Source organism: Streptomyces sp. NPDC055189 (assembly GCF_053606765.1).
On the sequence record NZ_JBSGSG010000037.1, the window covers coordinates 54,052 to 80,079 of the forward strand.

At 67.4% G+C, this 26,028-nt stretch carries 26 protein-coding genes and 1 pseudogene; 12 read left to right on the plus strand and 15 right to left on the minus strand.

The window, feature by feature from the left end; all coding sequences use genetic code 11:
- A partial coding sequence (locus ACWFR3_RS24865; RefSeq protein ID WP_453736817.1) for a GTP-binding protein occupies positions 1–2,036 on the minus strand: 2,036 nt, incomplete at its 3' end.
- A 630-nt stretch (positions 2,037–2,666) separates the two neighbouring features.
- Here ACWFR3_RS24865 and ACWFR3_RS24870 point away from each other — a divergent pair.
- Positions 2,667–3,296, plus strand: coding sequence for a hypothetical protein (locus ACWFR3_RS24870; RefSeq protein WP_453736818.1), 630 nt, complete (start codon positions 2,667–2,669; stop codon positions 3,294–3,296).
- 300 nt (positions 3,297–3,596) lie between these two features.
- Positions 3,597–4,895, plus strand: coding sequence for a VRR-NUC domain-containing protein (locus ACWFR3_RS24875; protein ID WP_453736844.1), 1,299 nt, complete (start codon positions 3,597–3,599; stop codon positions 4,893–4,895).
- A gap of 149 nt (positions 4,896–5,044) precedes the next feature.
- Here the strand turns inward: ACWFR3_RS24875 and ACWFR3_RS24880 are convergent, their stop codons facing one another.
- From ACWFR3_RS24880 to ACWFR3_RS24900, 5 genes are all read right to left on the minus strand, one after another.
- Complete coding sequence (locus ACWFR3_RS24880) at positions 5,045–6,013, minus strand: pentapeptide repeat-containing protein (protein WP_453736819.1); 969 nt, start codon at positions 6,011–6,013, stop codon at positions 5,045–5,047.
- A 344-nt stretch (positions 6,014–6,357) separates the two neighbouring features.
- Positions 6,358–7,122 carry a DUF5677 domain-containing protein gene (locus ACWFR3_RS24885; protein WP_453736820.1) on the minus strand — a complete coding sequence of 255 codons (765 nt, stop codon included), beginning with the start codon at positions 7,120–7,122 and terminating at the stop codon, positions 6,358–6,360.
- A 144-nt stretch (positions 7,123–7,266) separates the two neighbouring features.
- The gene (locus tag ACWFR3_RS24890) at positions 7,267–7,629 is read right to left on the minus strand and encodes an ASCH domain-containing protein (RefSeq protein ID WP_453736821.1); all 363 of its coding nucleotides are present in this window, start codon (positions 7,627–7,629) and stop codon (positions 7,267–7,269) included.
- Positions 7,626–8,741: a hypothetical protein gene (locus ACWFR3_RS24895; protein ID WP_453736822.1), complete on the minus strand. Its 1,116-nt coding sequence runs from the start codon at positions 8,739–8,741 to the stop codon at positions 7,626–7,628. The genes ACWFR3_RS24890 and ACWFR3_RS24895 overlap by 4 nt, the downstream gene beginning before the upstream one ends.
- 500 nt (positions 8,742–9,241) lie before the next feature.
- Positions 9,242–9,706: an ATP-binding protein gene (locus ACWFR3_RS24900; RefSeq protein WP_453736823.1), complete on the minus strand. Its 465-nt coding sequence runs from the start codon at positions 9,704–9,706 to the stop codon at positions 9,242–9,244.
- 103 nt (positions 9,707–9,809) lie between these two features.
- Between ACWFR3_RS24900 and ACWFR3_RS24905 the strand changes: the two genes are divergently transcribed.
- Both ACWFR3_RS24905 and ACWFR3_RS24910 read left to right on the plus strand, forming a co-directional pair.
- Positions 9,810–11,141 carry a helix-turn-helix domain-containing protein gene (locus tag ACWFR3_RS24905; RefSeq protein WP_453736824.1) on the plus strand — a complete coding sequence of 444 codons (1,332 nt, stop codon included), beginning with the start codon at positions 9,810–9,812 and terminating at the stop codon, positions 11,139–11,141.
- Entirely contained in the window at positions 11,138–11,959 is an 822-nt protein-coding gene (locus tag ACWFR3_RS24910; RefSeq protein WP_453736825.1) for a class I SAM-dependent methyltransferase, read from the plus strand. Before ACWFR3_RS24905 ends, ACWFR3_RS24910 begins: the two co-directional genes overlap by 4 nt.
- Positions 11,960–12,094: 135 nt before the next feature.
- Here ACWFR3_RS24910 and ACWFR3_RS24915 read toward each other — a convergent pair whose 3' ends face one another.
- A complete protein-coding gene (locus tag ACWFR3_RS24915; protein ID WP_453736826.1) occupies positions 12,095–12,388 on the minus strand; it encodes a hypothetical protein in 294 nt (97 codons plus the stop codon).
- A gap of 275 nt (positions 12,389–12,663) precedes the next feature.
- Between ACWFR3_RS24915 and ACWFR3_RS24920 the strand changes: the two are divergent.
- Positions 12,664–13,200 (plus strand): annotated as a pseudogene (locus ACWFR3_RS24920) (tyrosine-type recombinase/integrase); the annotation flags it as partial.
- Positions 13,201–13,207: 7 nt separating this feature from the next.
- Here the strand turns inward: ACWFR3_RS24920 and sodN are convergent.
- Positions 13,208–13,603 (minus strand): superoxide dismutase, Ni, encoded by a 396-nt coding sequence (gene sodN, locus ACWFR3_RS24925; protein ID WP_190081992.1) that lies wholly within the window; start codon positions 13,601–13,603, stop codon positions 13,208–13,210.
- A gap of 145 nt (positions 13,604–13,748) precedes the next feature.
- Between sodN and sodX the strand changes: the two genes are divergently transcribed.
- Positions 13,749–14,189 (plus strand): nickel-type superoxide dismutase maturation protease, encoded by a 441-nt coding sequence (gene sodX / locus ACWFR3_RS24930; RefSeq protein WP_453736845.1) that lies wholly within the window; start codon positions 13,749–13,751, stop codon positions 14,187–14,189.
- Here the strand turns inward: sodX and ACWFR3_RS24935 are convergent.
- Complete coding sequence (locus ACWFR3_RS24935; RefSeq protein WP_453736827.1) at positions 14,093–14,722, minus strand: CGNR zinc finger domain-containing protein; 630 nt, start codon at positions 14,720–14,722, stop codon at positions 14,093–14,095. The genes sodX and ACWFR3_RS24935 overlap by 97 nt on opposite strands.
- Positions 14,723–14,825: 103 nt before the next feature.
- Here ACWFR3_RS24935 and ACWFR3_RS24940 point away from each other — a divergent pair, with 103 nt between their 5' ends.
- Positions 14,826–15,587, plus strand: coding sequence for a class I SAM-dependent methyltransferase (locus ACWFR3_RS24940; RefSeq protein WP_453736828.1), 762 nt, complete (start codon positions 14,826–14,828; stop codon positions 15,585–15,587).
- Between the two features lie 83 nt (positions 15,588–15,670).
- On the opposite strand, the gene ACWFR3_RS24945 is transcribed toward ACWFR3_RS24940, so the two are convergent.
- The 3 genes from ACWFR3_RS24945 to ACWFR3_RS24955 are packed head-to-tail and all read right to left on the minus strand — an operon-like array spanning position 15,671 to position 18,368.
- The gene (locus ACWFR3_RS24945; protein WP_453736846.1) at positions 15,671–16,423 is read right to left on the minus strand and encodes an amino acid ABC transporter ATP-binding protein; all 753 of its coding nucleotides are present in this window, start codon (positions 16,421–16,423) and stop codon (positions 15,671–15,673) included.
- Positions 16,424–16,434: 11 nt separating this feature from the next.
- Positions 16,435–17,376 (minus strand): amino acid ABC transporter permease, encoded by a 942-nt coding sequence (locus tag ACWFR3_RS24950; protein WP_453736829.1) that lies wholly within the window; start codon positions 17,374–17,376, stop codon positions 16,435–16,437.
- Positions 17,377–17,405: 29 nt separating this feature from the next.
- Entirely contained in the window at positions 17,406–18,368 is a 963-nt protein-coding gene (locus ACWFR3_RS24955) for an ABC transporter substrate-binding protein (RefSeq protein ID WP_453736830.1), read from the minus strand.
- 572 nt (positions 18,369–18,940) lie between these two features.
- Between ACWFR3_RS24955 and ACWFR3_RS24960 the strand changes: the two genes are divergently transcribed.
- The 4 genes from ACWFR3_RS24960 (at position 18,941) to ACWFR3_RS24975 (ending at position 22,213) form a co-directional block, all read left to right on the plus strand.
- Positions 18,941–20,164, plus strand: coding sequence for an NAD(P)-dependent malic enzyme (locus tag ACWFR3_RS24960; protein ID WP_453736831.1), 1,224 nt, complete (start codon positions 18,941–18,943; stop codon positions 20,162–20,164).
- 174 nt (positions 20,165–20,338) lie between these two features.
- Positions 20,339–21,301 carry a zinc-binding dehydrogenase gene (locus ACWFR3_RS24965; RefSeq protein WP_453736832.1) on the plus strand — a complete coding sequence of 321 codons (963 nt, stop codon included), beginning with the start codon at positions 20,339–20,341 and terminating at the stop codon, positions 21,299–21,301.
- Positions 21,302–21,407: 106 nt separating this feature from the next.
- Positions 21,408–21,617 (plus strand): helix-turn-helix domain-containing protein, encoded by a 210-nt coding sequence (locus ACWFR3_RS24970; RefSeq protein WP_190081985.1) that lies wholly within the window; start codon positions 21,408–21,410, stop codon positions 21,615–21,617.
- On the plus strand, positions 21,617–22,213 hold the full coding sequence (locus ACWFR3_RS24975; protein WP_453736833.1) for a Clp protease N-terminal domain-containing protein: 597 nt from the start codon (positions 21,617–21,619) through the stop codon (positions 22,211–22,213). The genes ACWFR3_RS24970 and ACWFR3_RS24975 overlap by 1 nt, the downstream gene beginning before the upstream one ends.
- A gap of 231 nt (positions 22,214–22,444) precedes the next feature.
- Here ACWFR3_RS24975 and ACWFR3_RS24980 read toward each other — a convergent pair whose 3' ends face one another.
- Positions 22,445–23,536, minus strand: coding sequence for a helix-turn-helix transcriptional regulator (locus ACWFR3_RS24980; RefSeq protein ID WP_453736834.1), 1,092 nt, complete (start codon positions 23,534–23,536; stop codon positions 22,445–22,447).
- 1 nt (position 23,537) lies between these two features.
- Positions 23,538–24,440: a DUF4097 family beta strand repeat-containing protein gene (locus ACWFR3_RS24985; protein ID WP_453736835.1), complete on the minus strand. Its 903-nt coding sequence runs from the start codon at positions 24,438–24,440 to the stop codon at positions 23,538–23,540.
- 173 nt (positions 24,441–24,613) lie between these two features.
- Here ACWFR3_RS24985 and ACWFR3_RS24990 point away from each other — a divergent pair, with 173 nt between their 5' ends.
- Positions 24,614–25,477 carry a hypothetical protein gene (locus ACWFR3_RS24990; protein WP_453736836.1) on the plus strand — a complete coding sequence of 288 codons (864 nt, stop codon included), beginning with the start codon at positions 24,614–24,616 and terminating at the stop codon, positions 25,475–25,477.
- A gap of 260 nt (positions 25,478–25,737) precedes the next feature.
- Here the strand turns inward: ACWFR3_RS24990 and ACWFR3_RS24995 are convergent, their stop codons facing one another.
- The gene (locus ACWFR3_RS24995) at positions 25,738–25,920 is read right to left on the minus strand and encodes a DUF6104 family protein (RefSeq protein WP_003961784.1); all 183 of its coding nucleotides are present in this window, start codon (positions 25,918–25,920) and stop codon (positions 25,738–25,740) included.
- Positions 25,921–26,028: the final 108 nt, after the last annotated feature.

Genomic DNA, 26,028 nt, shown 5'->3' on the forward strand with positions numbered 1-26,028 from the left:
ACCTCTTTCGGCGCGTTTGGGTGGTTTTTTTTTTTTTTTTTTTTTTGGGGGGGGGGGGGGGGGGTTTGGGGGGGGGGGGGGGGGGGGGCGGCCCCCCCCCCCCCCACCGCCCTGTACCGCTCGAAGGCGGACTCCAGCTCGCCCTCGCCGCGCGTCAGCGAGGGCAGCAGCTGCTCCAGCTCGTGCACGCGGGCGGCGGGGATCTCGCCCTCGACGACGTACGAAGCTCCGCGCGCCGTCTGGGTGTGCGGAACCGCCCGCAGCCGGGAGAGCGCGGGCAGGAGCTGCCCGAACACGTCGTCCGGGACGCTGAGATCGAAACGGTGCAGCGGCTCGTGCACCTCGGTGCCCGCCCGCCGCAGCGCGCTCAGCAGGACCAGCGGGGTCAGCTGCCGGAAGTCCCCGGCCGTGCTCGACATGCTCTTGTCGAAGGTGCCGTGCGCGTGGCTCTGCCGGGGCCAGTAGCCGGAGTGCGTCATAGTGACGACGCAGTCGCTGACCTCCCAGCCGTGGACCCCCTGGAGCAGCGTCTCGCGCACGGTCTCCTCGACGGCACGGAAGAACGCGTACGGCATCGAACCGAGCTCGATCTCCAGGCGGAACTCCACGCCGGAGTCCGGCGGACCGGGCTCGACGCGCAGCCCGACCGTGGCCAGGAAGGGGTTGTCGTCCTTGTCGATGATCTCGTAGGCGGACCCGCTGCCCGTCACGCGCTCCACGCAGATGGTGGTGGTCCCACGGAACGCGACGTCGATCCCGTACTCGTCGAGGAGGGTCGCCTGGATGACTTCCTTCTGGACCTCGCCGTACAGCGACACGTACACCTCCTGGCGGAGATCGTCCTGCCGCAGATCGATCAGCGGGTCCTGCTCGGCGAGCTGGGCGAGCGCGAGATGCAGCGCGCCCTTGTCGCCGGGGCGGGCGGGGACGACGACGGTCTCCAGGGTGGGCGGCGAGAAGTGGTGCTGACCGGCCCTCTTCCCTTCCGCGTGCGGTACGCCGACGACATCGCCGATCCGGATGTCGCCGAGCCCCCACAACTTCCCGATCTGCCCCGCGGATACACCCTCGCGCGGGGCTGCGGACCCGCGGTCGAAGACGCTGACCGCGGTGACCTTGCCCTCGCGCCCGCCGCCGAACGGCAGCCTGTCCCGGGTGCGGACCGTCCCCGCGAACATCCGCACGTACGCGACCTTCTCCCCGGCGTCCCCGCGCTCGACCTTGAAGACGGTGCCGGACACGGGATCGCCGGCGCGCGTCGCACCGTCCTCGGAGGGCAGCAACTCCCGGATGCCCGCCATGAGTTCGCCGATGCCCGCACCGGTGGCGGCCGAGCCGAAGAACACCGGGTGGACGAGGGCCTGCGCGCTCTGCGCACCGAGTGCGGCGCGCAGCCGCTCGGGGGAGAGCCCCGCATCGTCCTCGACGTACGCGGAGAGCAGGTCGTCGTCGTGCGCGGCGAGTACGTCGACGAGGCGGGCGGTGTGGGCGGGGTCATCGGCGTCGTAGGGCACGAAGGCGCCGTCGCGGGCGCCGAGGCCGGTGACCGTCCCCATGGGCACGATGTCCGGCACGAGCCGCTCCGCGATGTCGCGCAGCAGATCCCCGTGGCGCGCGCCGCGTCGGTCGATCTTGTTCACGAAGACGAGCGTGGGAATGCGGAGCCGCCGCAGCGTCCGCATGAGGACCCGGGTCTGCGCCTGGACGCCCTCGACCGCGGAGATGACGAGTACGGCGCCGTCGAGCACGCTCAGGACCCGTTCCACCTCGGCGATGAAGTCCGGGTGGCCGGGGGTGTCGATGAGATTGACGGTGACGTCGTCTACGGCGAAGGAGACGACGGCGGATTTGATCGTGATCCCGCGCTGCCGTTCCAGGGCCAGTGAATCGGTCTGGGTGTTTCCCGCATCGACGCGACCGATCTCGTCGATGACACCGGCGGCGTGCAGCAGCCGCTCGGTCAGGCTGGTCTTCCCGGCGTCAACGTGCGCCAGGATCCCCAGGTTCAGGGTGTTGGACGTGCTCGACGTATGCACGGAGTGTCATGTCCTCTGGGTTGACGGCAATTCCCTTCTGCTGGACGGACATGGACGAACGGCGCATTGCGTCTCCCTGACGGGTCGGGGCGGATCGGGGGCGGGTCGAACGGGTGGTGGTGCGGGGCAAGTGCAGCAGGGGGCGGTGCGGGGCGGCAACCGATTAACGGGGGGCGGGAACGCCGAAAGCACCCGGCTCCGCGCGGATGCCGGGTGCTTTCGTCTGTGCTGATGTGCTGAAGGTCAGGCCTTCTTGGTCTCCTAGTAATGGGCCAGGTCGGTGGCCTGCGGGGATCTTTCCTGTGGGGTACTGACCTGGCGTTTTGGTGATTGGTGGCGATGGGGTACGACGGTCTTGATTGGGTGTCTTGCGGACTGGGTGCGGACTGGCTTCGTAGCGGGGTGCGCGTGAGCCCGCGCCCGCCGCAGTCGCCTGTTGGGCCTGTGACCAGACTGCCGTGCGCCAGACCGTGTTTGCAGGACGCGTGGTGCCGGGCTTACGGAGACGGCTTCACCGTCGGCTCTCGCCAGATCTAGCGATGTCAGACCCCGAGGCTAGCGTGGCTGTTGGAAGCGGCCTGTCGTGAGAGTGCGGCTGGGCCATGAGCAGTGGGGTGTTTCATGGCAGGAATGGGCAACGTAGATCGAGCCGCGTGGGTGCCGGACGACGACCCTGAGCGAGACTGGGAGTTGGCTTCAGAGCTGGCGGTGGCTTGGATCCAGCGGGAGTGCGATGAGCAGGCCGCCACTGGCGCGCTGGTACTCAACGCTTTCGGCGTCGAAGACCACAGCCCTGCCTTGCGGCGCTTTCGTGCTCGGCATTTCTGCACAACGCCACGTGCCGACCGAAGCCGTGTTGACCGTGGTATCGGTCCGGTTCTCGCCTACGCCCCCACCGAGAAGACCCTGGACTTTGCGATGAGCCTGGCTCGCGGTTCCTCCATCGCTGTCGTCGAAGGCACCCAGTTCCCGCTGCGGGGCTGGGCACAACAACTGGGCGCCGTCGACCTGACACGTCCCGAAGATGAGCCCGCACAAATTCCGCCCCGGCTGGCCGAGGCTATCGACCGGCTGGACTTCTACGGGAACAATGGCTTCGGGGATCACTTCGGCAAGCAGCAGGCCCAGAACATCCTGAGGGATCTGCGTGACGTCGGAGCACTGGATGGCGACGTCATCCTCGGTGCTATGGCAGCTCGCGGTGCCTCTGAGAGATCCGTGCGGAACCTTGCCAAGCTTATCGAGGGCTTTCGTCGGTGATCCGTTGCTCCAGGACTTGAAGCTGTAGCCCAAACCTGACGGGAAAATCAGCGATGCGTCCGACCAGGCGGCGTTGCTGTTCTTTTGTGTTCAAAAGCAGCCGAAAGCGGCGTAGCCCGCAGGCTGAGGATCCTCAGCGGTTGATTGACGAGTCCCTGGTCAAAGATTCCTTGTGAGGATCTGGCGATGGGACTATCCCAAGAGTAGTCGGTGCTGGAAAATTGGCTACGTGCCTGACGGTGTTCCTACGAGAATCAGAAGCCGTGGGTCCTTGCACGCTTGGAGGGGGACGTGGAGCAGATGAAGAACGATGAAAATGTAGCTTGCCAGCATGCATCCCTGTCCATTGTTAATCCGTACGAACTATTGCGGAAGTACACGTGTGAGGAGTGTCAGGCTGTACTAACGTGCTCATGTGATGAGGAACTCGCCCTCTATGTGCTCCCCCATCAGGGTATGCGGAGCATTGATGCTCAGACTCGTATTCCTGTTCAAGTCACACAACCTCTGTTGGCTGGTGTGTGTCACGAGTGCCGAGGCGAGGAGCCGCCAGCATTCCCTACAAAGCCGCACCGTGGTGCTGCCAACCTGGTTCATCGGTACTACTGGCGGGAGATCTATAAGGAGACAAACCGTCGTTTCATCCAATGGGCGTCGAAGCAGGGCCTGTCATTGACCGCTTCTGACGGGCAGGGTGTAGTGATGGAACTCTCTTGCCAGCACAGAACCGAATATGAAGCCATTGAGCGAGCTGTCGTCCGTGATATGCGTGACCAGCATGACAAGAAACCGATTTATGACTTTACCAGGCCATCGGATTCGGATATCCTGATAGCTTGTGACGTGACTACGGATATTTATCCAGCATGTTATGTAACTCCGACTATCGGCCACGTGCAGGTCATTCCGATCGATTCGGACGATCTCGAATCTGCAGTCGGCGTGGAGGAGTTTGTGTCCCAGCGTCTGCGCCAAGCGGGTCGGAAGGTTATGTTGTGCGAGAGTCGCCCCTTCCAGGCGCTTTATGCCACGTTGATGTGGTTGTGGGTACAGGATCCAAGAGATTCTCGCAGCAGGCCAGCCGGTTTTGGTGGGCGTGACGGGGCTGACGTTGGTCAGGGCGATCTCATTTGGACGATGCTGCCAGAGGATTTCGGTAGTCCGGTGCACGCTACCCGTCGAGCGGGTGCACTAGAGGAGCATCTCGCGAGTCTTCCGCGCGCGATGGAGGAGATGCTGTGGGTTTTTGACTACTGGACTTCGTACGCTGAGGAGTTGCGGCAGTATCTGTGGGCGTATAGCCCTGCTGACGTTGAGCGTGGCCGCAGCCTAATTCAGATTTTGGGTCCGGAGCAGGTTAATAAGGTCCTCCGGTTCCTCGCAGATGACTACTGGGGTAGGTATTTGGGCTGGCCTGATCTGGTTTCCTGGAGTGAGGCCGAGTTTGGAGCCGAAGACGTTGAATTCATCGAGGTCAAGTCGAGTAGCGATAAGCTGAGCGAAGATCAACGCGACTGGATCCTGAATAATAGTAAAATTCTAAAGTTGCCCTTTAGGGTCGCGAAGGTGCATAGGGCGCAGCGCATTCTAAGGCCGTAATTTCAAGACGGCGGGACGGTGCGGTCATATTTTCGGCACTGTTGGCGAGCCGCTCTAGTCGCGGGAACGGCTTGGGTGGTTGTGGCGAGGAGCCTGCCGTCATGTCAGAGCCTTGTGCTCACGCCTCAAGCATTACCATCAGGCATGACTTACCTGTCCTTGAGGAAGAGCCGGATGGTCTTGGTGGGCGGCGGGTTAACGTTGGGGTGCTGCTCAAGTTCCGGAGGGAGTTGCGTTGATGCATCGAATTCAGTCTCCAGGAGTTGCTCCACTGATAGCTTCGCAGGCGTCACGTTGCAGACTAGGTCGGCGTTCCGTAGATCTGCGTTCTTCAGCCGGGACCCGGTGAAGTCAACAGCGCCCAGTTTCGCGAAGGTGAGAACTGCACGACGGAGATCGGCGCCGCCGAGTTCGGTACACGTCAGGTTCGCATTGCGGAGGTATGCGCCGGACAGGTCAACGCGTCTGAGATTCGTGAACGAGAGATCGAGTACTTGATGTTCCCGTCTGTCGGGACGACGCCCAAGGACAGTGAGGGCAGCCTGCACATCGTCTGGCGGCCACGGAATGTCCAGATCATCAGGATCCGGTTCACCTGGATCGGGAAGTGAGGCGTTCTTTCGGACAAAGGCCGCTAGCACCTGGATCACAGTCTCATGATCTTTTGGAGAATCTCGCATGATGCGCTCAAGGGAATAGATTCCGCCGAGCCTAGCCATCATCTCAGTTCTATCTGACGTCGAGAGAAGCTTGATCGCCTCTGTATAACGTTCTGTGAGGTGCCCTTCGCGCGTCAGGTCTGCAAGTTCTCGATCTTTATCTCTGGCATGGGCAAACTGCTCTTGGCTCTGTTCGTATAATTTCTCGGCATGTTTATGGCTGCGATGGGTGTAGTACAAACCCAGGGCGGCGATAAAGCCTGCACCGAGAGCGACAACAGCGGTGCGGAAGCCAGTGATGACGACGCCGTCCGCAGGTTGAAGGTCCTTGGTACGGAGATGAGCGCCGTCGACCCACCAGGGTCCGCGCCATAGGAGCAGGGCATAGCCGACGGATCCGAGTGCTGCGAGCACGGCGAACAAGTTCCGCTTCGTCATCGTCTTCACACCGAGCAGCATGACTGGCTCCGTGGCACGTCGTACGGTGAATCGTCAGGATCCAGAGCAGGACTGAGGTTCACCGTATTGAGGCCGCAGACGGACTTGGCCCTCATGCAAGATCAAGGCTAGAGGCGATCCCCTACTTCACGGCTGCTTCGCCCGGGAATTTCGTGTGCTTGCGCGCGAGGGTATCCGGCGACCTTCGTCAACCAGTCATTAACTTGACCATGGTGGGGCTCGGTTGCGTCTCGGCCTTCTGCTCAACCTGTCTGCGCTACCGACGATAGTTCCCTGCGATCGATAGGCGCGAGGTCACGGGAGGCATCTCCTGTGACCTCGTTCCGTAGAACCCGGTATCCGCGTCAGACGGCTCCGGCGAGACCGGCCGCGTCACCTATGGCCTTGAGTTCATCTGTCCACGGCTTATCGACCATCAGCTCGTTGAAGGCGATCATGCCGAAGAACATGAAGAAGAAGGCGATGTAGGGCGACGCCTCCATCGGGTCGCCCTCGATGCCGTACGTCGGTGTGAGGAACAGTTCGAGATGCTCGTCCGTCTCTCGGTAGAAGGCCCCGGCCGCCACAAGAGTGGCGTGCGAAAGCTGCGTCTCGCCGAGCCAGGACTGAAGCAGCCCACCGCCCAAACGGCCAAGAAGGTTGCTGGTGTTGTTGTACGTGTTGGTCGGGTTGCCCGGGATCACGGCGTCGCGTACTGCGTCGGCCGCCTCGGCGTCGTACTGGTATCCGCCGTCATCTGCAGCCTTACGCAGCCCACCATGCTTGTGCTGGTGCGCCTTGTTCATGGAGTCCACGACGTCGTCGCCGTCCCGGACGAGCCACTGAAGGTGCGCGACGTACTCGACCATCAGCCGCCTGTTCGGGGCGGCTTCGTGACCAAGCCCCTGATCATGCAGGACGACCACGGCGGCGGCCTGCCGGTGAAGCGCAGCCACCATGCCCCAGCCGATCTGGAAGGGGCGGCTGTCCTCGGAAGCCGGAGCATGGTAGGCAGCGCCGCCGACCAGCAGCTCGGTCAGAGCTTGCAGACCAGGCACCGCCAACCTGTTGAGCTCCGCGAGATCTACTGTCATGAGTAGATCGTCCCGCACACTGTGCGCGGTGCGCACCGGAATTTCCCATCTGCCATGGAATCGCCTCCGGCCTCGGGGAGACAACGATCGGGGGCGGACTATGTCAGGCGGCGATGGCCACCCAGAACCGGATCGGAGCCAAAGAGGTACGCCCGGAAGGAGGCGTGGGCGTTCCTATCGCTAGCCGTCGAGGGCAGTGCGTTGGATCTCGATGGCAAGGGCGCCAAGCGCCTCCTTCTCGGGCGGGTAGATGGTGCGGATGTTGGTGAGCTGCTGCTCGCGAGTGGCGGCTGGGTTGATGTTGGCCGGTCCCTCGCCGTCGAGCAGTGCCTCGAAATCGAGGTACTTGGTGACCCGCTTGACCTTGACCTCACAGGTCTCGTTAGTGCCCTTGATGCGAAAGCGGACGACGTCGCCGGCGGCGAGGTCGGCGAGGTGCGGGTATTTCACTCGTACCTCGACGGTCTTGGTGCCCACGGCAACGAGGTCGAAGTACTGACGGTAGAGGTTGAGTTCGCGGACACGGGGGGTGGTGTTACTCATGGGGCGAGAATGCTCCTGGCGGCTGGTGCGGGCATCATGCGGCTGATCTCGGAGGCCGAGTACGAGCGGAAGAAGTGGCGGGGCTCGGACAGCAAGGTATCGGTCATGGCCAGCAGTTGCTCCGCGTACTCGGCGATGGTGCCGGGCCACTGCCGGGTGTCGTGCATCCAGGCGGCCGCGCCGTTGGGCAAGGGCGCATGGCCCTCGCGGATGAGGGACTTGGACAGTTTGGCGCCCGTGCCGGTGACAACCTGGGGGCAGAACAGTCGGGCGGGGAGCTGGGCGCGGTTGAGGCCGACGGACTGGTGAGCCTCGTCGACGAGATGGGAGCCGAAGACCCAGTCGCCGCCCTTGACCATGACGTGGAGGGTGCCGCGTGGGCTGGTCAGGGCGAGTTCCTTGACGAGGTTTCGGTACAGGGTGGCCAGGTCGAGATAGGCGCCCGTGGTGGGCGTGACGGTCACCTCGTAGGGGCCGTGGTGGACGCAGACGGCCTTGATCGTGGCGGTTTCTGCATCGGTGAGGCGGGCCTGGGTCCGTTCGGCGTGCTTCTCGGCCCAGCCGCAACCGAGGTGCGGGCACGGCACGCGCACATGCGGGATGCCCGAGGAGGGGGCAAGCCACCAGCGAGCTGCGTCGATGCGGGGCAGAAGTTGCAGCCAGGTGCGGCGGAAGGGCTCGCTGGCCTGTTGCTGGCTGTACGTCTCTACACGGTGCGGGATGCCCAGGCGCCGCGACAGCTCCGTGAACAACGGCTGGTACAGGGCGCTGACGAGGTCTTGGAGGGCCTGCCCACTGAGAGCTTGGGCGTAGGCGCGCTGGTAGAGGTGGCCGGTTGCCGGGTCGGTGGTCAGGTCGTAAGGGGCGTTGTCCAGCGCGCTGAAGTGAACCTCGGCGGGCAGGCCGAAGCGGTTGCGCAGACGGGCGGCCATGGCGAAGGCCAGGGACTGGACGAGCGAGGTGCCGATGTGCGGGGCACCGTTGATCTGGGTGCCGACGACCAATACGACCTTCTCGGGCGGTGTGGCCAGGATGCGCGGGGTGAGCACGTCCTCGGCATGGGTGATGGCGTTGGCCAGCACGGTGTTGGGTGAGACGGGGTGCAGGCTCACGGAATGTCTCCCTGTGTGGGGGTGGTGGGTTACTCGGCGCGGGTGTGGCCGAAGAGCAGGCGGTGGCGAAGCGCGGCTCGGTCGAGGCAGGCGTCGACCTCCGCGGGTGCCGCACTGAGAGAGAGCCCGTCGAGGCCCAACATGACGGCGACTGGTGTCTGCTGGTTGGAGAGCAGGGGCCAGGGCCGGCCTGCGGATATGCGCTTGCGATAGGGGGGTGCCGTCGAAGCGCAGGACCACATCAGTAGGAGCGATGCGTCGTAGACGCGGGCCGATGTCGGGTGGTGGTGCCGTTGCAGGGCCGAGGCGGAGGGCGGTCGCGACGGCCCGCATGCGCTGCTCGATCACGGCTGGCGTCTCGTAGGGGCTGCGTGGTGGCTGGGGTGCCAGGAGCAGGCAGCACAGGGTGGTGCCGGTCGGGTCGGTGTCGAGCCATGCCGCGGTGGCGAGGGAGACGATGCGGCCAGCGGGGATCGTGGGTTGATCGGTGCGCGCGGGGGTCAGCATGATGCCGTTTCGGAGTGGTGGAACGCGGCCCAGACGCGCTTCCCAGGGCCTTGGTGGGTGGCGACGCCCCAGTCGTCGGCCATGGCGGAGACAAGGAAGAGGCCACGCCCGTCGTCGCTGGTGTCCGGTGCCTTGAGTCGCGTCGGGGTTCCGTCGCCGGCGTCGTGCACTTCGAGCAGCAGCTGGGTGTCGCGGAGCTCCAGACGTACGAGAATCAGGCTTTCGTCGGGGTCACCGTGCAGCAGAGCGTTGGTCACCAACTCTGAGACGCACAACCGGATGTCGTCGAGGCGTCGGGTCATGGCCCACTGGGTAAGGGCCTCGGCGACGAACTGCCGGGCGGCGCGTGCCGCGGGCTTGCGCCGGACGAGGAGCGTCGAGCGGTGCTCGGAGCTGTCACCGTCCTCGGTACCACTTGGAGAGGGTGTTTCCGGCTTCTCGCGCGCTCTGCTGGCCATGCAAACAGCCAATCGTCATCACTCGTTTGGGTCGGGAGCCAGCGCGGGGGCCAAGCCGGGGGCCACCATGGGGGCCAGAGTCCACATGCTCTTGGGAGACGGGATGGGCGACACGGGTATCGGTGCCTTGCTCGTCCGGCTGCGCACTGCTCGCGGTTGGACCCAGCAGCAGGTCGCCGACAAGTACAACGCCCTGGAGGGGCGTGCCGCCAAAACCGGCAAGGAGATCGGGCGCTACGAGCGCGAGGTCCGCATCCCGGTCCCGTACACCAGGATCCACTTGGCGCAGGTCTTCGGCGTCGATGGTGCATTGCTTGATCGCGCTGTCGCTGTCAGCCGCGGCTGGTGTGGCGGTACAGACCTGGCCCTCGCTGCCGAGAATCAGGCACCGACTGTGCCGGCCCCACGCTCCGAACCGGGTGTCGTCTCGGCGGACGCCTCAGCGTCGGCAGAGTTCGCGCAGTTCGTCGCCACCAGGAACGCCGACGAACTGGTCGTCGAGCAACTGGAGGCCGATGTGGCGCGCCTCGCCCGCTCGTACGTCAGCCACCCCTTGCTGGAGCTCTACGTCGAGATTCGGCAGTTACGCGACGGGGTCTTCGAGCTCTTGCGAGGGCGACAACGACCCCGTCAGACGAGCGATCTGTACGTCTCGGCGTCACGGCTGTGCGGGCTGTCCGCCCATGTCTGCCTGGACCTCGGCCACTATGACGAAGCCGCTACTCACGCGCGTACGGCTCGGGCGTGCGCCGAGGCAGCCGGTCATGAAGGGCTCCTGGCCTGGGTTCGCGCCGTGGAGTCGCTGATCGCCTACTGGACCGGTCGGCACGAGCAGGCAGCGCGGCTGGCACAGGCGGGCCGGCACCATCGGTCAGGCGGCACCATCGGCGCTCGCCTTGCCAGCCTGGAGGCGCGTGCCCTCGCCATAGCCGGTGACCAGGCTGGTGCTGCAGCCGCACTCGTCGATGCCGAGCATGCCAGGGACACGATGCAGGGGTACGACGATGCGCCCGGTGTCTTCGCGTTTCCGGCTGCCAAGCAGTTCGCGTACGCCGGCACGACTCACCTCGCCATCGGCGGTCGTGATCATGTCCAGCAGGCAATTGCGAGCGCGAGTACGGCAGTCCGCCTCTACCGTAGTGCGGAGAACGATGATCAGTCGGTCGGTGACCTGTTCGCCGCGCACGTCGACCTGGCGCGCGGCCACCTGCTCCTGGAAGACGTTGAGGGTGCCGAGGCGATGCTCGGCTTCGTACTCGACGCACCCCCGGAACGGGTGTCGGCGAGCATCGTCCGGCGGCTCGTTGTTCTCGTACGCGAGCTGAACGCACCGCAGTACGGTGGAGCAGCGCAGGCGACACAACTGCGAGAACGACTCCAGCACACGGCCGTACTCGCGGCCCGTCCCGCCACTCCACCGGAGCTGACGCAGTGAGCGACTCCGCCACCCACGACGCCGCCGTGACCGACCGAGGCCGCCTTGCAGGAAGCGCGTACAACGGCGACCGTGACCTTGCGGCCCGCCAGTCGCTCTACCAGTGGCAGACGCCTCGCTATGACCTGCCCGGCATCGTCGTCGAGCAGCTCGGGGGAGTACGCCAGCATGGTCGGGTTGTCGATGTCGGCTGCGGAAACGGCAAGTTCGTCAAGCGCCTGTGTCAAGACCGTCCCGACCTGCGCCTGCTCGGTCTGGACATCGCACCAGGGATTCTGGCGGATGTGCCCGGCCCGGTCGCGGTCGCGGACGTGGCCCGTCTCCCGCTCGCCAGTGCAAGCACCGATGTGGCCTTGGCCCTGCACATGCTCTATCACGCCGGGGACATCGCCCGGGCGGTCACCGAGCTGTCCCGCGTCGTAGCCGATGACGGCCTAGTCATCGCCTCCACCAACAGCGACCGCGACAAGGCCGAACTCGACGAGCTGTGGGTTCGCGCGGCCGGCGATGTCCTGGGCTCCGGTCGCGGCCCTGCGCGGATCTCACTCAGCGCCCGATTTTCCCTGGAGAAGGCGCCGGCCTTCCTCGGGGAGGAGTTCGGCCGGGTCGAGACGATCGAACTTCCCGGCACCATCACCGTCCGCGATGCCGGGCCGGTGGTGGCGCACATGGCCTCGTACCAAGCATGGGCGGACCAGCACGAGGTGCCCTTCGAGCCCACGATCGAGCGGGCCAACACCATCCTGGACGAACACATCGCCCGGCATGGGGCGTTCGAGATTCACTGCCTGGGCGGCATCCTGGTCTGCCACCGCTGACAGCAGCAGACCAGGATGCGCATGATGCCCGTGCGGCGAGTCAGTCGTTTCCACGCTCCGGGCGACGCTGCAGGAGTTTGCGTACCTTGATGGTCTCGACGAGACGCTGGCACTCCTCCTGGTCATCCTCGGGCATCACGTCGCAGATCTCGCCGATCGAGCACTGGTAGCCGGGGCCTGGTCTATGTACTTCGATATCAGGGCGTCGAGTGCCTTCTGCAGTGCGGGGAGTTCCCCCTCCCAGTCGCCTTCCAGACGAACCTGCGTGGCTGCGGCGTCCCTCTCTGCCTGCGTGGCGGTGGAGATCAGCTCCAAGTCGGCGGCACTGAAGGACGTGCTGTCGCGGTGGTCTTGGCGAGCGCTGCCGTGATGGGAGGGGTCCGCATCGGAGAGGATGACGACGTCGGGGCGGGTGGAGGGACGGGGCATGGCCGGTTCCTCGTGGTTGTTTTGTGATCGACCGTGTCTGGTGGGTGGTTAGGGCTCATCGGAATCGATGAGGGCGGGACCGTGGTGGCTCGTGTGTGGCAGCTGCCGCCGACGTGACTTGCGAGGTGCCCGGAACACGGCTGCTCTGCGTACGGGCGGCTTGTGTGCGCCTGTTCGGTAGGGCAGTGATCCGCCAGGTGAGGACCTCGGCAGGGCGCTCAGCGGTGTCGAGTTCTCGGGCGGCGGCCACCTCGGCAAGAAGGATCCGAGCGGCGAAGCGCGGCGCCATTCGCGTCGAGCGGCAGCGGCTGCAATCCGGCCTGATCGGCCCGCCGAAGACCGGCAAATCACGGCGCACGGTCCCGGCCGGCGAGGTCGTCACCGACGCGCTCCTCGCGCATCTCGCCGCACGCCCCTCGAAAGAGTGGCTGTTCACGATGGAGGAGGGCGAACCCCTCAACTACCGCCGCTGGAAAACCGAATGGAACTGCGCCCGCAAGGCCCTCCAGGCGGCGGAGAACGAGGCGGCGGAGCGTGAGGGCCGCAAGCCCGTCGAGCTGCCGCACATGGTGACCCACGACCTGCCGCACTTCTACGCCTCCGCGCTCATCGCAGGCGGGGCGAGCGTCAAGCAGGTCCAGCTGGTCCTCGGGCATGCGTCCGCGGTCATCACCCTGCGGATCTACGCGCACTTGTGGCCCGGGGAAGAAGACCGCACCCGCTCCGTCATGGACGCCGTTCTCGGCGGCCTGCGGACCGGGTGCGGACAGGTAGGCGATGTGACCCGCGAAACCGCAGGTCAAACGGCCTAGCCATAGATCAAGCCTTCTTGGTCTCCCAGAAGATCTTGTCGATCTGGGCGATGTAGTCCAGCGCCTTCTGGCCCGTGGCCGGGTCGGACGAGCCCTTGGCGGCCGAGAGGGCCTTCAGGGTGTCGTTCACCAGCTGGTGCAGCTCCGGGTACTTCTCGAAGTGCGGGGGCTTGAAGTAGTCGCTCCAGAGCACCGACACGTGGTGCTTGGCGAGCTCGGCGCGCTGCTCCTTGATGCCGATGGCGCGCGTCTGGAACTGCGCGTCGTCGTTGCCGGCCATCTTCTCCTGGACGGCCTTGACCGACTCCGCCTCGATGCGGGCCTGAGCCGGGTCGTACACGCCGCAGGGCAGGTCGCAGTGGGCGCTGACCTTTACCTTGGGGGCAAACAGGCGGGAAAGCATGCAGCGGTCCTTCCTCGTGATCGTCTTCTCAGGTGGGACATTACTCCGTGAGAGACGTGTTTTCGCGAGTGCCCCCATGGGCTTAGGTCAAAAGTCCAGGGCGAGACTGGTACTCGTGGAGGATAGGACCGGGGAGGTGCCGGTGATGCCGGAGCTGTCGCAGGAGAGCGAACGGGGAAGGGCCATCTTGCCGTTGGGTGCGGCCGAGGTGACCGGCCCGTCGATGGTGCCCACGCTTTACCACGGGGACCGTCTGGTGGTGCAGTGGGGCGCACGGGTCCGAGCGGGTGACGTGGTGGTGCTGCGCCATCCGTTCCAGCAGGACCTGCTGGTGGTCAAGCGCGCCGCCGAGCGGCGCGAGGGCGGCTGGTGGGTGCTCGGGGACAACGCGTACGCGGGAGGGGACAGTACGGACTACGGCACGGTGCCCGAGGAACTCGTCCTGGGGAAGGTGCGGTTCCGCTACCGCCCGCCCCGGTTCGCGGCCGGTCAGCGCTCGCCGTTCGCCCTGCTGCGCTGGGCCGTCTCGGCGGCGCGGCCCGTGCTGGCCGACCGGTCCGTCTCCAGGCGCTTGCGGGCGCGGTAGGCGGCCACGTTGGCGCGGGTCGCGCAGCGGTCCGAGCAGTAGCGTCGGGAGCGGTTCGTCGACGTGTCGAGGTAGGCGTTGCGGCAGGGCGCTGCCTCGCACAGGCCGAGGCGGTCGACGCCGTGCTCGGTGAGGTGGAAGGCGAGGCCCATCGCGGCGATCGCGGCGTACCCGGACGTCGCGTTGGACGGGTGGTCCGCCAGGTGCATGTGCCACAGCGGGTTGCCGTCGTCGTCGCGGTCGTCGTGCCCCGAGATCTGCGGGCTGACCGGGAACTCCATGAGCAGTGAGTTCAGCAGGGAGACCGCGAGGGTCTCGTCGCCGCCGTCGGCGGCTTCGAAGACCCCCCTGAGCCTGGCCCGTACCGAACGGAAGCGGGTGACATCGGAGTCCGTGGCCCGCCGCGCCGCCTGCGAACTCCCTCCGAACAGCTCACGGACGGCCTCGACCGACGTCAGCGTGTCCTTGTTGCGACCTGGCTCCTCGCTGTTGACCAGACGTACGGCGTAGTCCGAGTAATAGGCCAGTTCCACTTGTAGTCCTTACCGGGGCGGGCTATCTTCGTCAATGCGTGAGTAACAGTTGCGCGTACTTCGAGGGTATTACGAGAGCGTATTACGTACGGGAGGGCTTCTGATGACGGAAACAGTGTCCACAACCGACTGGCGCGCCTGGCAGGACAGCTGGGACCGGCAGCAGGAGTGGTATCTGCCCGATCGCGAGGAGCGGTTCCGGGTCATGCTGGACATGGTCGAGGCCGTCGTCGGCACCGAGCCGCGCGTCCTCGACCTCGCGTGCGGTACGGGGAGTATTACGGACCGGCTGCTCAAGAGGTTCCCGGACGCCGTCAGCACGGGCGTCGACCTCGACCCCGCGCTCCTGGCCATCGCCGAGGGCACCTTCGCGGGGGACGACCGCGTCACGTTCGTGACGGCGGACCTCAAGGACCCCGACTGGACGGCGCAGCTCCCGTACGACTCGTACGACGCGGTTCTGACCGCCACCGCCCTGCACTGGCTGCACAGCCAGCCCCTCACCACCCTCTACGGGCAGATCGCGGGAGTCGTCCGCGACGGCGGCGTCTTCCTGAACGCGGACCACATGCCCGACCCCGCGACGCCCCGCCTGAACGACGCCGACCGGACCCAGCGGCACGCTCGCATGGACCAGGCCAAGGCCGAAGGCGCCCTGGACTGGAAGGACTGGTGGCAGCTCGCCGCCAAGGACCCGGTCCTCGCCGAGCCCACCGCCAAGCGCTTCGAGATCTACGGCGAGCACGCGGACGGCGACACCCCGCCCCCCGAGTGGCACGCGCGCACGCTGCGCGACGCGGGCTTCGGCGAGGCACGGACGGTGTGGTCCTCGCCCTCGGACGCGATGGTGCTGGGCCTCAAGTAGCCACAACGCGAAGGGGCGGTACGGAAACGCGAAGGGGCGGTACGGATCCCGGATCCGTACCGCCCCTTCCGCGCGAGCGCTCGTTACAGGACCTTCGACAGGAACGACTGCGTCCGCTCCTGCTGCGGGTTCGTCAGGACGTCGCGCGGGTGGCCGGACTCGACCACCACGCCCTCGTCCATGAAGACGAGGCTGTCGCCGACCTCGCGCGCGAAGCCCATCTCGTGCGTGACGACGATCATCGTCATGCCGGACTCCGCGAGGTCGCGCATGACGTCGAGGACGTCGCCGACCAGCTCCGGGTCGAGCGCCGACGTCGGCTCGTCGAAGAGCATCAGCTTCGGGTCCATCGCGAGCGCGCGGGCGATGGCCACGCGCTGCTGCTGGCCGCCCGAGAGCTGCGAGGGGTAGTTCTTCGCCTTGTCGGCCAGGCCGACGCGCTCCAGGAGCTGCCCGGCACGCTCCCGCGCCGCAGCCTTGGACTCGCCCTTGACCTGGACCGGCGCCTCCATGACGTTCTCGACGGCCGTCAGGTGCGGGAAGAGGTTGAAGCGCTGGAAGACCATGCCGATGTCCCGGCGCTTGAGGGCGACCTCGCTGTCCTTGAGCTCGTACAGCTTGTCCCCCTTCTGCCGGTAGCCCACCAGTTCGCCGTCGACGTAGAGCCGGCCGGCGTTGATCTTCTCCAGGTGGTTGATGCAGCGCAGGAACGTCGACTTGCCGGAGCCGGAGGGGCCGATGAGGCAGAAGACCTCGCCCGACTTGACCTCCAGGTCGATGCCCTTGAGAACTTCGACGTTGCCGAAGGACTTGTGGACGCCTTCGGACTTCACCATGGCGGTGGTCATCAGCGCACACCTCCCGAGCGGTTGCCGAGCGACAGCATGTTGGCCTTGATCTTCTGGAACGGGGTGTCGGGCAGGGTGCGCGACGAACCTCGCGCGTAATAGCGCTCCAGGTAGTACTGGCCGACGCTGAGGATCGACGTCATGATCAGGTACCAGCACGCGGCGAGCAGCAGGGTCTCCACCGTCGCGCCGGACGAGGTGCCGATGTCCTGGGCGTACCGCAGGAGTTCGTAGTACTGGACCGCCGCGACCAGCGAGGTCGTCTTCAGCATGTTGATGACTTCGTTGCCCGTCGGCGGCACGACCACGCGCATCGCCTGCGGAAGCACGATCCGGCGCAGCGTCTTGCCGTGGCTCATGCCAAGGGCGTGCGACGCCTCGGTCTGGCCCTCGTCGACCGAGAGCAGACCGGCGCGGCAGATCTCCGCCATGTACGCGGCCTCGTTGAGACCCAGGCCCAGCAGCGCCGTCAGGAACGGCGTCATGAAGTCCGACCACTCGTCCTTGTAGACGGGGCCGAGGTTCACGTAGTCGAAGACGAAGCCGAGGTTGAACCAGACGAAGAGCTGGACCAGGACCGGCGTACCGCGGAAGAACCAGATGTAGAACCAGGCGATCGACGACGTCACCGGGTTACGGGACATCCGCATCACGGAGAGCAGGACACCGCCGACGACGCCGATGAGCATCGAAAGGGCGGTCAGGATCAACGTCTCGCGGACGCCCCGCAGGATGCGGTCGTCGAAGAAGTTGTCGGGAATCGCGTTCCAGTTGATGTCGCCCTGGGAGAACGCGTAGACGATCGCGGCGAGCGCGCCGATGGCGGCGACCGCGGCGACGTACCGCCCGTAGTGCCGGACGGGGATGGCCCTGATGGCCTCAGGGCGCGAGGAGGACGGTGGTGTGTCCTCCGGGCCCTTCTTGGAGATGTCGGTAGTCACAGGAGTGGCCTTTCAGCGCCTGGTCGCGGTCACTTGCCGCCGTTGATCTTGGCCGCTTCGACCGCGCCGTCCTTGACGCCCCACTTCGCGATGATCTTGTCGTACTCGCCGTTCTTGATGATCGCGTCGAGTGCGGCCTTGATCGCGTCGCGCAGCTCCGGGTTCTTCTTGGAGATCGCGATGCCGTACGGAGCGGCCTCGACCTGCTCGCCGACCAGCTCGAAGTCCTTGCCGCCGCCCGAGGTCTTCACCGCGTACGCGGCCACCGGGAAGTCCGAGGAGCCGGCGTCCGCACCGCCGGAGCGCAGCCGGGTCTGGGCCTGCTGGTCGTTGTCGAAGGACTCGATGGCGATCTTCTTGCCGCTCTTGCACTTCTTCGACTCGGCCTTGGCCAGGTCGTGCGAGACGGTGCCGCGCTGGACGACGATCTTCTTGCCGCAGAGGTCGGCCCAGGTCTTGATGCCCTGGTCGTCGCCCTTCTTGGTGTAGATCGAGACGCCGGCCGTGAAGTAGTCGACGAAGTCGACGCCGGTGCCGATCTTCTTGCCGGTCTCCTCGTCGACGCCTTCCTGGCGGTTCTTGGTGTCGGTCATGGCCGACATCGCGAGGTCGTAGCGCTTGGAGCGCAGGCCGCCGAGCAGAGTGTCGAAGGTGCCGTTGTCGAACTGGAACTCCACGCCGAGCTGCTTGCCGAGGGCGTCGCCGAGGTCGGGGTCGATGCCGACGGTCTTGCCCGACTTGTCCTTGAACTCGACGGGCGGGTACGCGATGTCCGAACCGACCTTGATGACGCCGGCGTCCTGGATGTCCTGGGGCAGCTTGTCGGCGAGCGGTGCGTCGCTCACCTTTCCGCTGCCCTCGTCCTTGCTCTTGGTCTGGTCACCGCAGCCGGTGAGCAGCAGCGCGCCGGCGACCGCGATCGCGCCGACCGTGGCCATCCGGGACTTCGCGGACTTACCGGCGGTGGTACGACAGATGAAGCTTGCGGTCATGAGGGTCCTCCGGCGGATGAGGGAGTTGCCGAGCGGTCGTGCACACACCTTCGGGTGTCGCGACCTCGTGTGATGACCGCATCTTGCCATTCGGACCGTCCGATTCTGGGTGCCGGTGATGTCAAAATCGGATAACGGGTGATCCCCGAACCCAGACAGGCCGGGACAACAGGGCCGTACCGACGGGGAACGAAGTACCGCTATTTGAGATCTTCCGTGAATCTCGGGGCAATCTCGCGATGTGGACCGGCCTCGGGCGCACTTCGGGAAATTCGGGCATGGGGTCGTCGTCCGCCGTCGTCCGCTCTTGCCGGGACCACTGATCCGTAATTGTGGGACCACTACAAGGACCTGGAGCACCAGAGGTAACCAATCCCACTCGCCCGTGCCCGCTGCCGTCAGGTAGAAAGGTGCGTTACACCCCTCATCCGGGGCCCAGAGCGCGTGTGCGGCGCGCTCGCGTGTCTGTACCTCCCTCCGCCGACAGGCGGGGCACAGACGCGGTGCCCGCCCACTTCTCAACCAGGAGTGGACACCCTCAACTGATGATTAAGACTTAAGGGGTAAGACAAGTGGCAGCGGAGATCGTCAATCCTCGCAGCGACAGCAATACGGGTCACGAAGGCGGCAGCGAGCTTGTCGATTCCTTCGATCCGGCGTTCGCGCTGCACCGTGGCGGCAAGATGGCCATCGAGGCCACTGTGCCGGTGCGGGACAAGGACGACCTGTCCCTGGCGTACACGCCCGGCGTCGCGAAAGTGTGCACCGCGATCGCCGAGCAGCCGGAGCTGGTGAACGACTACACATGGAAGTCGAACGTCGTGGCCGTGGTCACCGACGGCACGGCCGTGCTCGGTCTCGGTGACATCGGTCCCGAGGCCTCCCTCCCCGTGATGGAGGGCAAGGCCATTCTGTTCAAGCAGTTCGGCGGCGTGGACGCGGTGCCGATCGCGCTCGCGACGACGGACGCGGACGAGATCGTCGACACCGTGGTGCGGCTCGCGCCGTCCTTCGGCGGCGTGAACCTCGAGGACATCTCGGCCCCGCGCTGCTTCGAGATCGAGCGCAAGCTCCAGGAGCGGCTCGACATTCCCGTCTTCCACGACGACCAGCACGGCACGGCGGTCGTGACGCTGGCCGCGCTGCGCAACGCCGCGCGGCTGACCGGGCGCACGCTCGGCGAGCTGCGCGCCGTGATCTCCGGCGCCGGTGCGGCCGGGGTCGCCATCGCCAAGTTCCTGCTCGAAGCGGGCCTCGGCGATGTGGCGGTCGCGGACCGCAAGGGCGTCGTGAGCCGTGACCGGGACGACCTCACCCCGGTCAAGCGGGAGCTCGCGGAGATCACCAACAAGGCCGGGCTGAGCGGTTCGCTCGAAAGCGCGCTCGCGGGTGCGGACGTGTTCATCGGTGTCTCGGGCGGCACCGTCCCCGAGCCTGCGGTCGCCTCCATGGCGCCGAACTCGTTCGTGTTCGCCATGGCCAACCCGAACCCCGAGGTGCACCCGGACATCGCCCACAAGTACGCGGCTGTCGTCGCGACGGGGCGTTCGGACTACCCGAACCAGATCAACAACGTGCTCGCGTTCCCCGGCATCTTCGCCGGTGCGCTGCAGGTGCGGGCCTCGCGGATCACCGAGACGATGAAGATCGCCGCGGCTGAGGCGCTGGCCGGTGTGGTGGGCGAGGAGCTGTCCGCCGACTACGTGATCCCCTCGCCGTTCGACGAGCGGGTCGCACCGGCCGTCACCGCGGCGGTTGCGGCTGCCGCTCGTGCGGAGGGCGTCGCCCGCCGCTGATTTTTTCTGGCCCCCGGGCCTTGGGCCCCGTCACTGTTGTGGCGGGGCCCACTGCTTTCCCGCACGCCCACCCGTTTCGGTCTCTTGAACGGGTGGGCGGTCCCTTGGAGCGGGACGCGTGTCACAGGGGCTGCTGGTTACGTGCGGGTAGGGCGCCCGCCTATCGTCTGCCTCATGTTCGCCGCCTACGCCGCCCGCATCGACCGTGACCAGCCGCTCAGTGGCCTTGAGTTGGGGGAGCGTCCCGCCCCCGATGCCAGGACCGGCTGGTCGACCGTGAATGTCAGGGCCGCCTCCCTCAACCATCACGACCTGTGGTCCCTGCGCGGGGTCGGCCTCCCCGAGGGGAGGCTGCCGATGATCCTCGGCTGTGACGCCGCGGGGATCGACGAGGACGGCAACGAGGTCGTCCTGCACTCCGTCATCGGCCAGACCGGGTACGGGGTCGACGCCGGCGAGGGACGCTCGATCCTCACCGAGAAGTACCAGGGGACGTTCGCCGAGCAGGTCTCCGTACCCACGTGGAATCTGCTGCCGAAGCCCAAGGACCTGTCGTTCGCCGAGGCGGCCTGCTTGCCGACCGCCTGGCTGACCGCCTACCGCATGCTCTTCACCAACGCCGGTGTGCGTCCCGGTGATTCGGTCCTCGTCCAGGGCGCGGGCGGCGGGGTCGCGACGGCCGCGATCGTGCTCGGCAAGGCGGCGGGACTGCGGGTCTTCGCCACGAGCCGCGACGAGGCCAAGCGGAAGCGGGCCCTTGAACTGGGTGCGGTGGAGGCCGTGGAGTCCGGCGCGCGGCTGCCGCAGCGGGTCGACGCCGTCATCGAGACGGTGGGGGCGGCGACGTGGTCGCACTCCGTCAAGTCCCTCAAGCCGGGCGGCACTCTGGTCATCTCGGGTGCGACCAGCGGGGACCGGCCCTCGCACGCGGAGCTGACGCGGGTCTTCTTCCTGGAGCTGAAGATCGTCGGCTCGACGATGGGGTCCAAGGACGAACTGGAGGACCTGCTCTCCTTCTGCGCCGTCACGGGCGTACGTCCCGTCATCGACGAGGTGCTGCCGCTCGACCGGGCGCGCGAGGGCTTCGAGCGCCTGGAGTCCGGCGACCTGTTCGGGAAGATCGTGCTGGAGGCCTGACGCCACTGCCTCACTGTCTCCCTCCCTCGCTGTCTCCCTGACTGTCTCCCTGCTTTCGTGTCAACTTTGATTGACACGCCCTTCCTGTCAACGTAAGTTGACAGGCATGACCGAAGCTACGGATCTCGCCGAGCGTGCGGGTGACCGTGACCCACGAGTCGGACTGCGGGCCGTCTCCGCACTGCGGAGGCTGGTGGAGCAGTTGGAGGCCGTGCAGGTGCGCAGTGCGCGCCTGCAGGGCTGGTCGTGGCAGGGGATCGCCGCGGAGCTCGGAGTGAGCAGGCAGGCCGTGCACAAGAAGTACGGGAGGCAGTGATGTTCGAGCGGTTCACGAAGGACGCCCGCGCCGTGGTCAAGGGTGCGGTGGAGCATGCCGAGAGCGAGGACGCCGCCTCCGTCGACGACGGGCACATGCTGCTCGCCCTGCTCGACCGCGAGGCGAGCCGGGCTTCCTTCGCCCTGGCCTCACTGGGGGCCACGCGCCGCCGGGACTCGATCGAGGGCGCGCTCGGCGAGGCGCGGCGCCGCGGGGGCCTCTCCCAGGCCGACACGCAGGCGCTGGCCGAACTCGGCATCGACGTCTCCGAGATCGTCTCCCGCGTCGAGGAGACCCATGGGGTGGGCGCGTTGGCCGGCGGACGCAGAGGGGGAGGCAGGGGCGGAGGCAAGGGCGGACGCTCCGGGCGCGGCTGGACCGCGCACCGGCCCTTCACCCGCGAGGCCAAGGACACCCTGGCGAGCTCCCTGCGCATCGCGACCGCGCACCGGGACCGGCACATCGGCGACGAGCACATCCTGTTCGCCCTGACCGTCCGTCCCGGCCCGGTCGGCGAGGTCCTCGCGGACCACGGCGTGACCCACGAGGCGGTGGAGAGGGTGCTGTACGGCGGGGGCGCCGCTGGGCAGGCGTGAGGCCGGGCGGGCATAAGGCGGGGCGGGCGTGATGGGGCTGCTCTCGCTGGACGGCGCCCCGCCTGGACGGCGCCCCGCCTGGACGGCGCCCCGCCTGGACGGCGCCCCGCCTGGACGGCGGGGGCGCCGCCGGGCAGGCGTGACGCAGGGCGGGCGCACGCCGGGCGGGAGTGACGGCGCTGCCCCCGCCGGACGGCGGTCCGGCGCCGTCCCTTCTGCTGACCGCCGGGGTCAGCTCTTCGGTGTGTGCAGGGTCGCTGCGATGTGGGCCGCCGCCGAGGACAAGTGGCGGCGGGTCTCGCGGAGTTGTTCCTCCGTGACCCCGCGGTCGCGGGCCGCGTCGCGGATGTCGTCCCGGAAGCGGTCCAGAAGTCGGTCCAGATCGCGGGCCGGGTTGCCGGTGGAGTCCTCCTGCGCCCACTCCGGCACGTACTCCGTGGGAACTTCGTCCTCGCGGGCGGCCGTGAACTTGGGGTCCTGCGCGGCGGTTGCGGCGGATCCCGCGCCCTTGCGGCCGAAGTCCTTGCCTGCGGAGCCCGCCGCGCCCGCGTTCTTGCCGAACTCGGTGAACTCCTTGGCCAGTTCCGTCAGGCCCTCGCGCACCCCCGTCGGCCAGTCGCCCCGCGTGAAGTGGTCCTGCACCTGGTCCTGGACGTGCCGTGCGATGCGCTGCACCTCCTCCTGCACCTGGGCGCGCGCGGTCTCGTGCGCGTCCTGGGCCTGGCGGCGGGCGCGCTGGGCGTCCTCACGGGCCCTGCGGGTCTCGTCCTTCGCGCGCCGCGCCTGCTCCTTCCACTCCTGCTTGGCGCGCTTGAACTCCTCCTTGGCCTGGCGCCAGCCCTCCTTGTCGCCCCAGGAGCCGTCGAAGAAGTCGGCGGGGTCGGGGAACGCCTTGCCGGCGCCGGCGCCGCTCCTGCCCTCGGACGTACCGGACGCGCGCGCCTCCTTGGCCGCCTCCCGCATCTCACGGCGGAGCTCACCTGCCGCACCCCGCACGCCGTCCCGGATCTCGGCGGCGAGCTCGGCGACGGAATCGCGGATCTCCAGCTCCAGATCGGCCAGCTCACCGCTGCGGTCGGCCAGTTCGGCGCGGCCCGCGTCCGTGATGGCGTACACCTTGCGGCCGCCCTCCGTGGTGTGCGTGACCAGGCCCTCGGCCTCCAGCTTCGCAAGGCGCGGGTAGACCGTCCCCGCCGAAGGGGCGTAGAGACCCTGGAAGCGCTCCTCCAGGAGGCGGATCACCTCATAGCCGTGGCGCGGAGCCTCGTCGAGGAGCTTCAGCAGATACAGGCGCAGTCGGCCGTGGGCGAAGACGGGAGCCATCTCAGAGCACCTTCTTGTCGGTCGGGGCGGCGTCGTCGGCCGGGGGAGTGTCCTGTGGCGACGCAGCCGGCGGGGCCTCGTCGAACGGCTCTTCCTCCGCCGGTGGCCTGCGCAGCAGAGCGATGGACCCCGATACCGTCGTCGCCCTCAGTTTTCCGCTGCCCGAGCCGAGCCGACCGGTGATCTTCTTCGCTCCCCACTGGCCGCTGACCCGCAGATCCTCGAACGCGTTGGACACCGCGCCGCTCGCGGTGTTCGCCTCCACGTCCGCGTCCGTCGGGTGGGGAAGCCGGATGGCGATCTCGCCCGAGACGCTCGTCAGGCCTATGTCGGTCGGGGCGCCCGTCGGATCGAGGTCGACGATCATCGAGCCGCTCACCGATTCGGCCCGGACGGAGGAGCCCGCGCCCTCGAAGACGGTCAGGTCCCCGGAGACGGATTGGAAGCGCAGATCGCCGGTGATGCCCTGGGCCTCCAGGCTGCCCGAAACGGTCTCGGCGCGGACGGGCCCGGAGAGTCCCACGAGGGTCGTGTCGCCGGTGACGCCCCTGACCTCCGTGCGGCCTTCTGTCCCCGAGACCACGGCGCCCGCCCCGACCACGCCCACCTCGACGCGGGTGCCGGCGGGGACGGCCAGGGAGATCACCGCGCTGCGGCGCCAGCCCTTGCGGTCGAGCCACTTGAGGAAGCCCTTCCAGGGCAGGTCGTCGTACGCGACGGACAGAATGCCGTCCGACTGGGTGACCGTCAGCGGCGGCCCGTCGATCTCGGAGACCTCGAGCCGGGCGGAAACTTCGTCGGTGCCCACGACGTTGACTGTTCCGTTGACGACGCGCACCTGCAGCGTCGACACGGGGGCGTCGAAGGTGAGCTTCTGGGGCTCGGCGACGGACCACTCTGACATCGGACTTACCTCCTCGATCAGGCTGGGCGGGGCGGGGCTGGGCTGAGTTGGGCGGGAAAACAAGAAACGCGCCATATCGCGTCTCTGATACACACGATATATCGCGGTCACGGAAAGTCAAGACACTGTCGCTTCTCTGCGCCAAATACGGGGATTTGTCCTAGCGTGGGGCCATGTCGTCCGAAGCTGTCGATCACGCCGATCACGCTGACCGCGCCGATCACGCCGCCGGTGCGCTGCTGCTCTGCCGGGCCGACCCCGATGTGGTCGAGCCCGTCGCCCGCCTGATGCGCGAACGGATGCTGCTCGCCCCGGCGGGGCACGAGTGGAGCGTGCTCGTGCCCGAGGGCAAGCCCTGGGTGCACGGTGACGAGCCGGTGGACCGGGTGCTCACCGGGTGGGCCACCGCGCTCGCCGTCGGGTCGACCTGGCCGGTGCTCGCGCTGTGGTGGGACTCGGACCGCTCCGGCTGCACCCTCGCTGCGGGCTTCCGGCGCACCGTCGAATACGTATGGCTGGCGAACGGCACCCCCGTCGGCGAGGACGAGGCACTGCGCACCTTCGCCGCCCGGCTCGGGCTCGACCCCGTCCTGGACGTGCAGGCCCTGGAGCCGCTGGGGCGCCCCGACACGGAGGCCGACGCCAGGGCCCGGCTCCTGGGCCTGCTCGCCGTTCTCGGGCGGGCAGGGGTGGCGCTGCCGGCGGGCGTGGGCCCAGGGGAGCCGGCCGACCGGCTGCGCGCGGTGGCGCGCGTGGCGCCGGGCGTGCGGGAGGTCGAGTGGTCGGGCTGGCGGGACGCGGTACGGGCGGAGCTTGACGTGGTCGAGCAGGGCCCTCTGGGGCCGTGGCTGCGGGGCCGCCGGGCCCGCGCGCTGGCCGTGGCGCAGATGGCCGCGGGGCTGCCGATGGCGGCATGGGCGTGGCGACGACGCAGCGGCGGCTGGGCCGCGACGGCGGCACTCCTGCTGGTACACGGCTCGCTGGGGCTCGCGTACGACAGGGTGCGAGCGGCTGACGGCGGGTTCGGGCGGGGCTGACGGCGGCTACGGGAGCGGTTGAAGGCTCTACGGGCGGGGGCTGACGGCGGCCCGCTACAGGAGGGCTGACGGCGGCTACGGGCGGGACTGACGGCCGCTACGGGAGCGGCTGAAGGCGTCTATGGGTGGGGGCTGACGGCGGCCCGCTACAGGAGGGGCTGACGCCGGCTACGGGCAGGGCTGACGGCGGGTTCATGCAGGGCTGACGCCCGCTACGGGAGGGGCCGACGGGCCGCTACGGGAGAAACCGAGCAGCGCGCCTACTCGTCCTCGTCCTCGTCGTCCAGACGGGCAAGCCACGTCGCCAGGCGTTCGACCGGGACCTCGAAGTCCGGGTTGAGGTCCACGAAGGTGCGGAGTTGTTCGGCGAGCCACTCGAAGGTGACTTCCTCCTCGCCGCGCCGCTTCTCCAGCTCCTCGATGCCACGGTCGGTGAAGTACAAGACAGGCTCCGCACAGGGGACGTAGGACGGGCCGAACGATGTGTTCGGTACGTTCAGGATAAGCCGGTACGCCGGTGGGCCCGGCCCCGGGTGACAAGCACCCGGGGC

Coding starts and splice junctions, on each gene's coding strand:
- ACWFR3_RS24980 (WP_453736834.1), bottom strand. CDS start 23,536: ATGGCTCCCGTCTTCGCCCACGGCCGACTGCGCCTGTATCTGCTGAAG.
- ACWFR3_RS24990 (WP_453736836.1), top strand. CDS start 24,614: ATGTCGTCCGAAGCTGTCGATCACGCCGATCACGCTGACCGCGCCGAT.
- ACWFR3_RS24900 (WP_453736823.1), bottom strand. CDS start 9,706: ATGGCCAGCAGAGCGCGCGAGAAGCCGGAAACACCCTCTCCAAGTGGT.
- ACWFR3_RS24970 (WP_190081985.1), top strand. CDS start 21,408: ATGACCGAAGCTACGGATCTCGCCGAGCGTGCGGGTGACCGTGACCCA.
- ACWFR3_RS24870 (WP_453736818.1), top strand. CDS start 2,667: ATGGGCAACGTAGATCGAGCCGCGTGGGTGCCGGACGACGACCCTGAG.
- sodN (WP_190081992.1), bottom strand. CDS start 13,603: ATGCTTTCCCGCCTGTTTGCCCCCAAGGTAAAGGTCAGCGCCCACTGC.
- sodX (WP_453736845.1), top strand. CDS start 13,749: ATGCCGGAGCTGTCGCAGGAGAGCGAACGGGGAAGGGCCATCTTGCCG.
- ACWFR3_RS24905 (WP_453736824.1), top strand. CDS start 9,810: ATGGGCGACACGGGTATCGGTGCCTTGCTCGTCCGGCTGCGCACTGCT.
- ACWFR3_RS24975 (WP_453736833.1), top strand. CDS start 21,617: ATGTTCGAGCGGTTCACGAAGGACGCCCGCGCCGTGGTCAAGGGTGCG.
- ACWFR3_RS24945 (WP_453736846.1), bottom strand. CDS start 16,423: ATGGTGAAGTCCGAAGGCGTCCACAAGTCCTTCGGCAACGTCGAAGTT.
- ACWFR3_RS24965 (WP_453736832.1), top strand. CDS start 20,339: ATGTTCGCCGCCTACGCCGCCCGCATCGACCGTGACCAGCCGCTCAGT.
- ACWFR3_RS24940 (WP_453736828.1), top strand. CDS start 14,826: ATGACGGAAACAGTGTCCACAACCGACTGGCGCGCCTGGCAGGACAGC.
- ACWFR3_RS24890 (WP_453736821.1), bottom strand. CDS start 7,629: ATGAGTAACACCACCCCCCGTGTCCGCGAACTCAACCTCTACCGTCAG.
- ACWFR3_RS24875 (WP_453736844.1), top strand. CDS start 3,597: ATGAAGAACGATGAAAATGTAGCTTGCCAGCATGCATCCCTGTCCATT.
- ACWFR3_RS24985 (WP_453736835.1), bottom strand. CDS start 24,440: ATGTCAGAGTGGTCCGTCGCCGAGCCCCAGAAGCTCACCTTCGACGCC.
- ACWFR3_RS24880 (WP_453736819.1), bottom strand. CDS start 6,013: ATGCTGCTCGGTGTGAAGACGATGACGAAGCGGAACTTGTTCGCCGTG.
- ACWFR3_RS24915 (WP_453736826.1), bottom strand. CDS start 12,388: ATGCCCCGTCCCTCCACCCGCCCCGACGTCGTCATCCTCTCCGATGCG.
- ACWFR3_RS24955 (WP_453736830.1), bottom strand. CDS start 18,368: ATGACCGCAAGCTTCATCTGTCGTACCACCGCCGGTAAGTCCGCGAAG.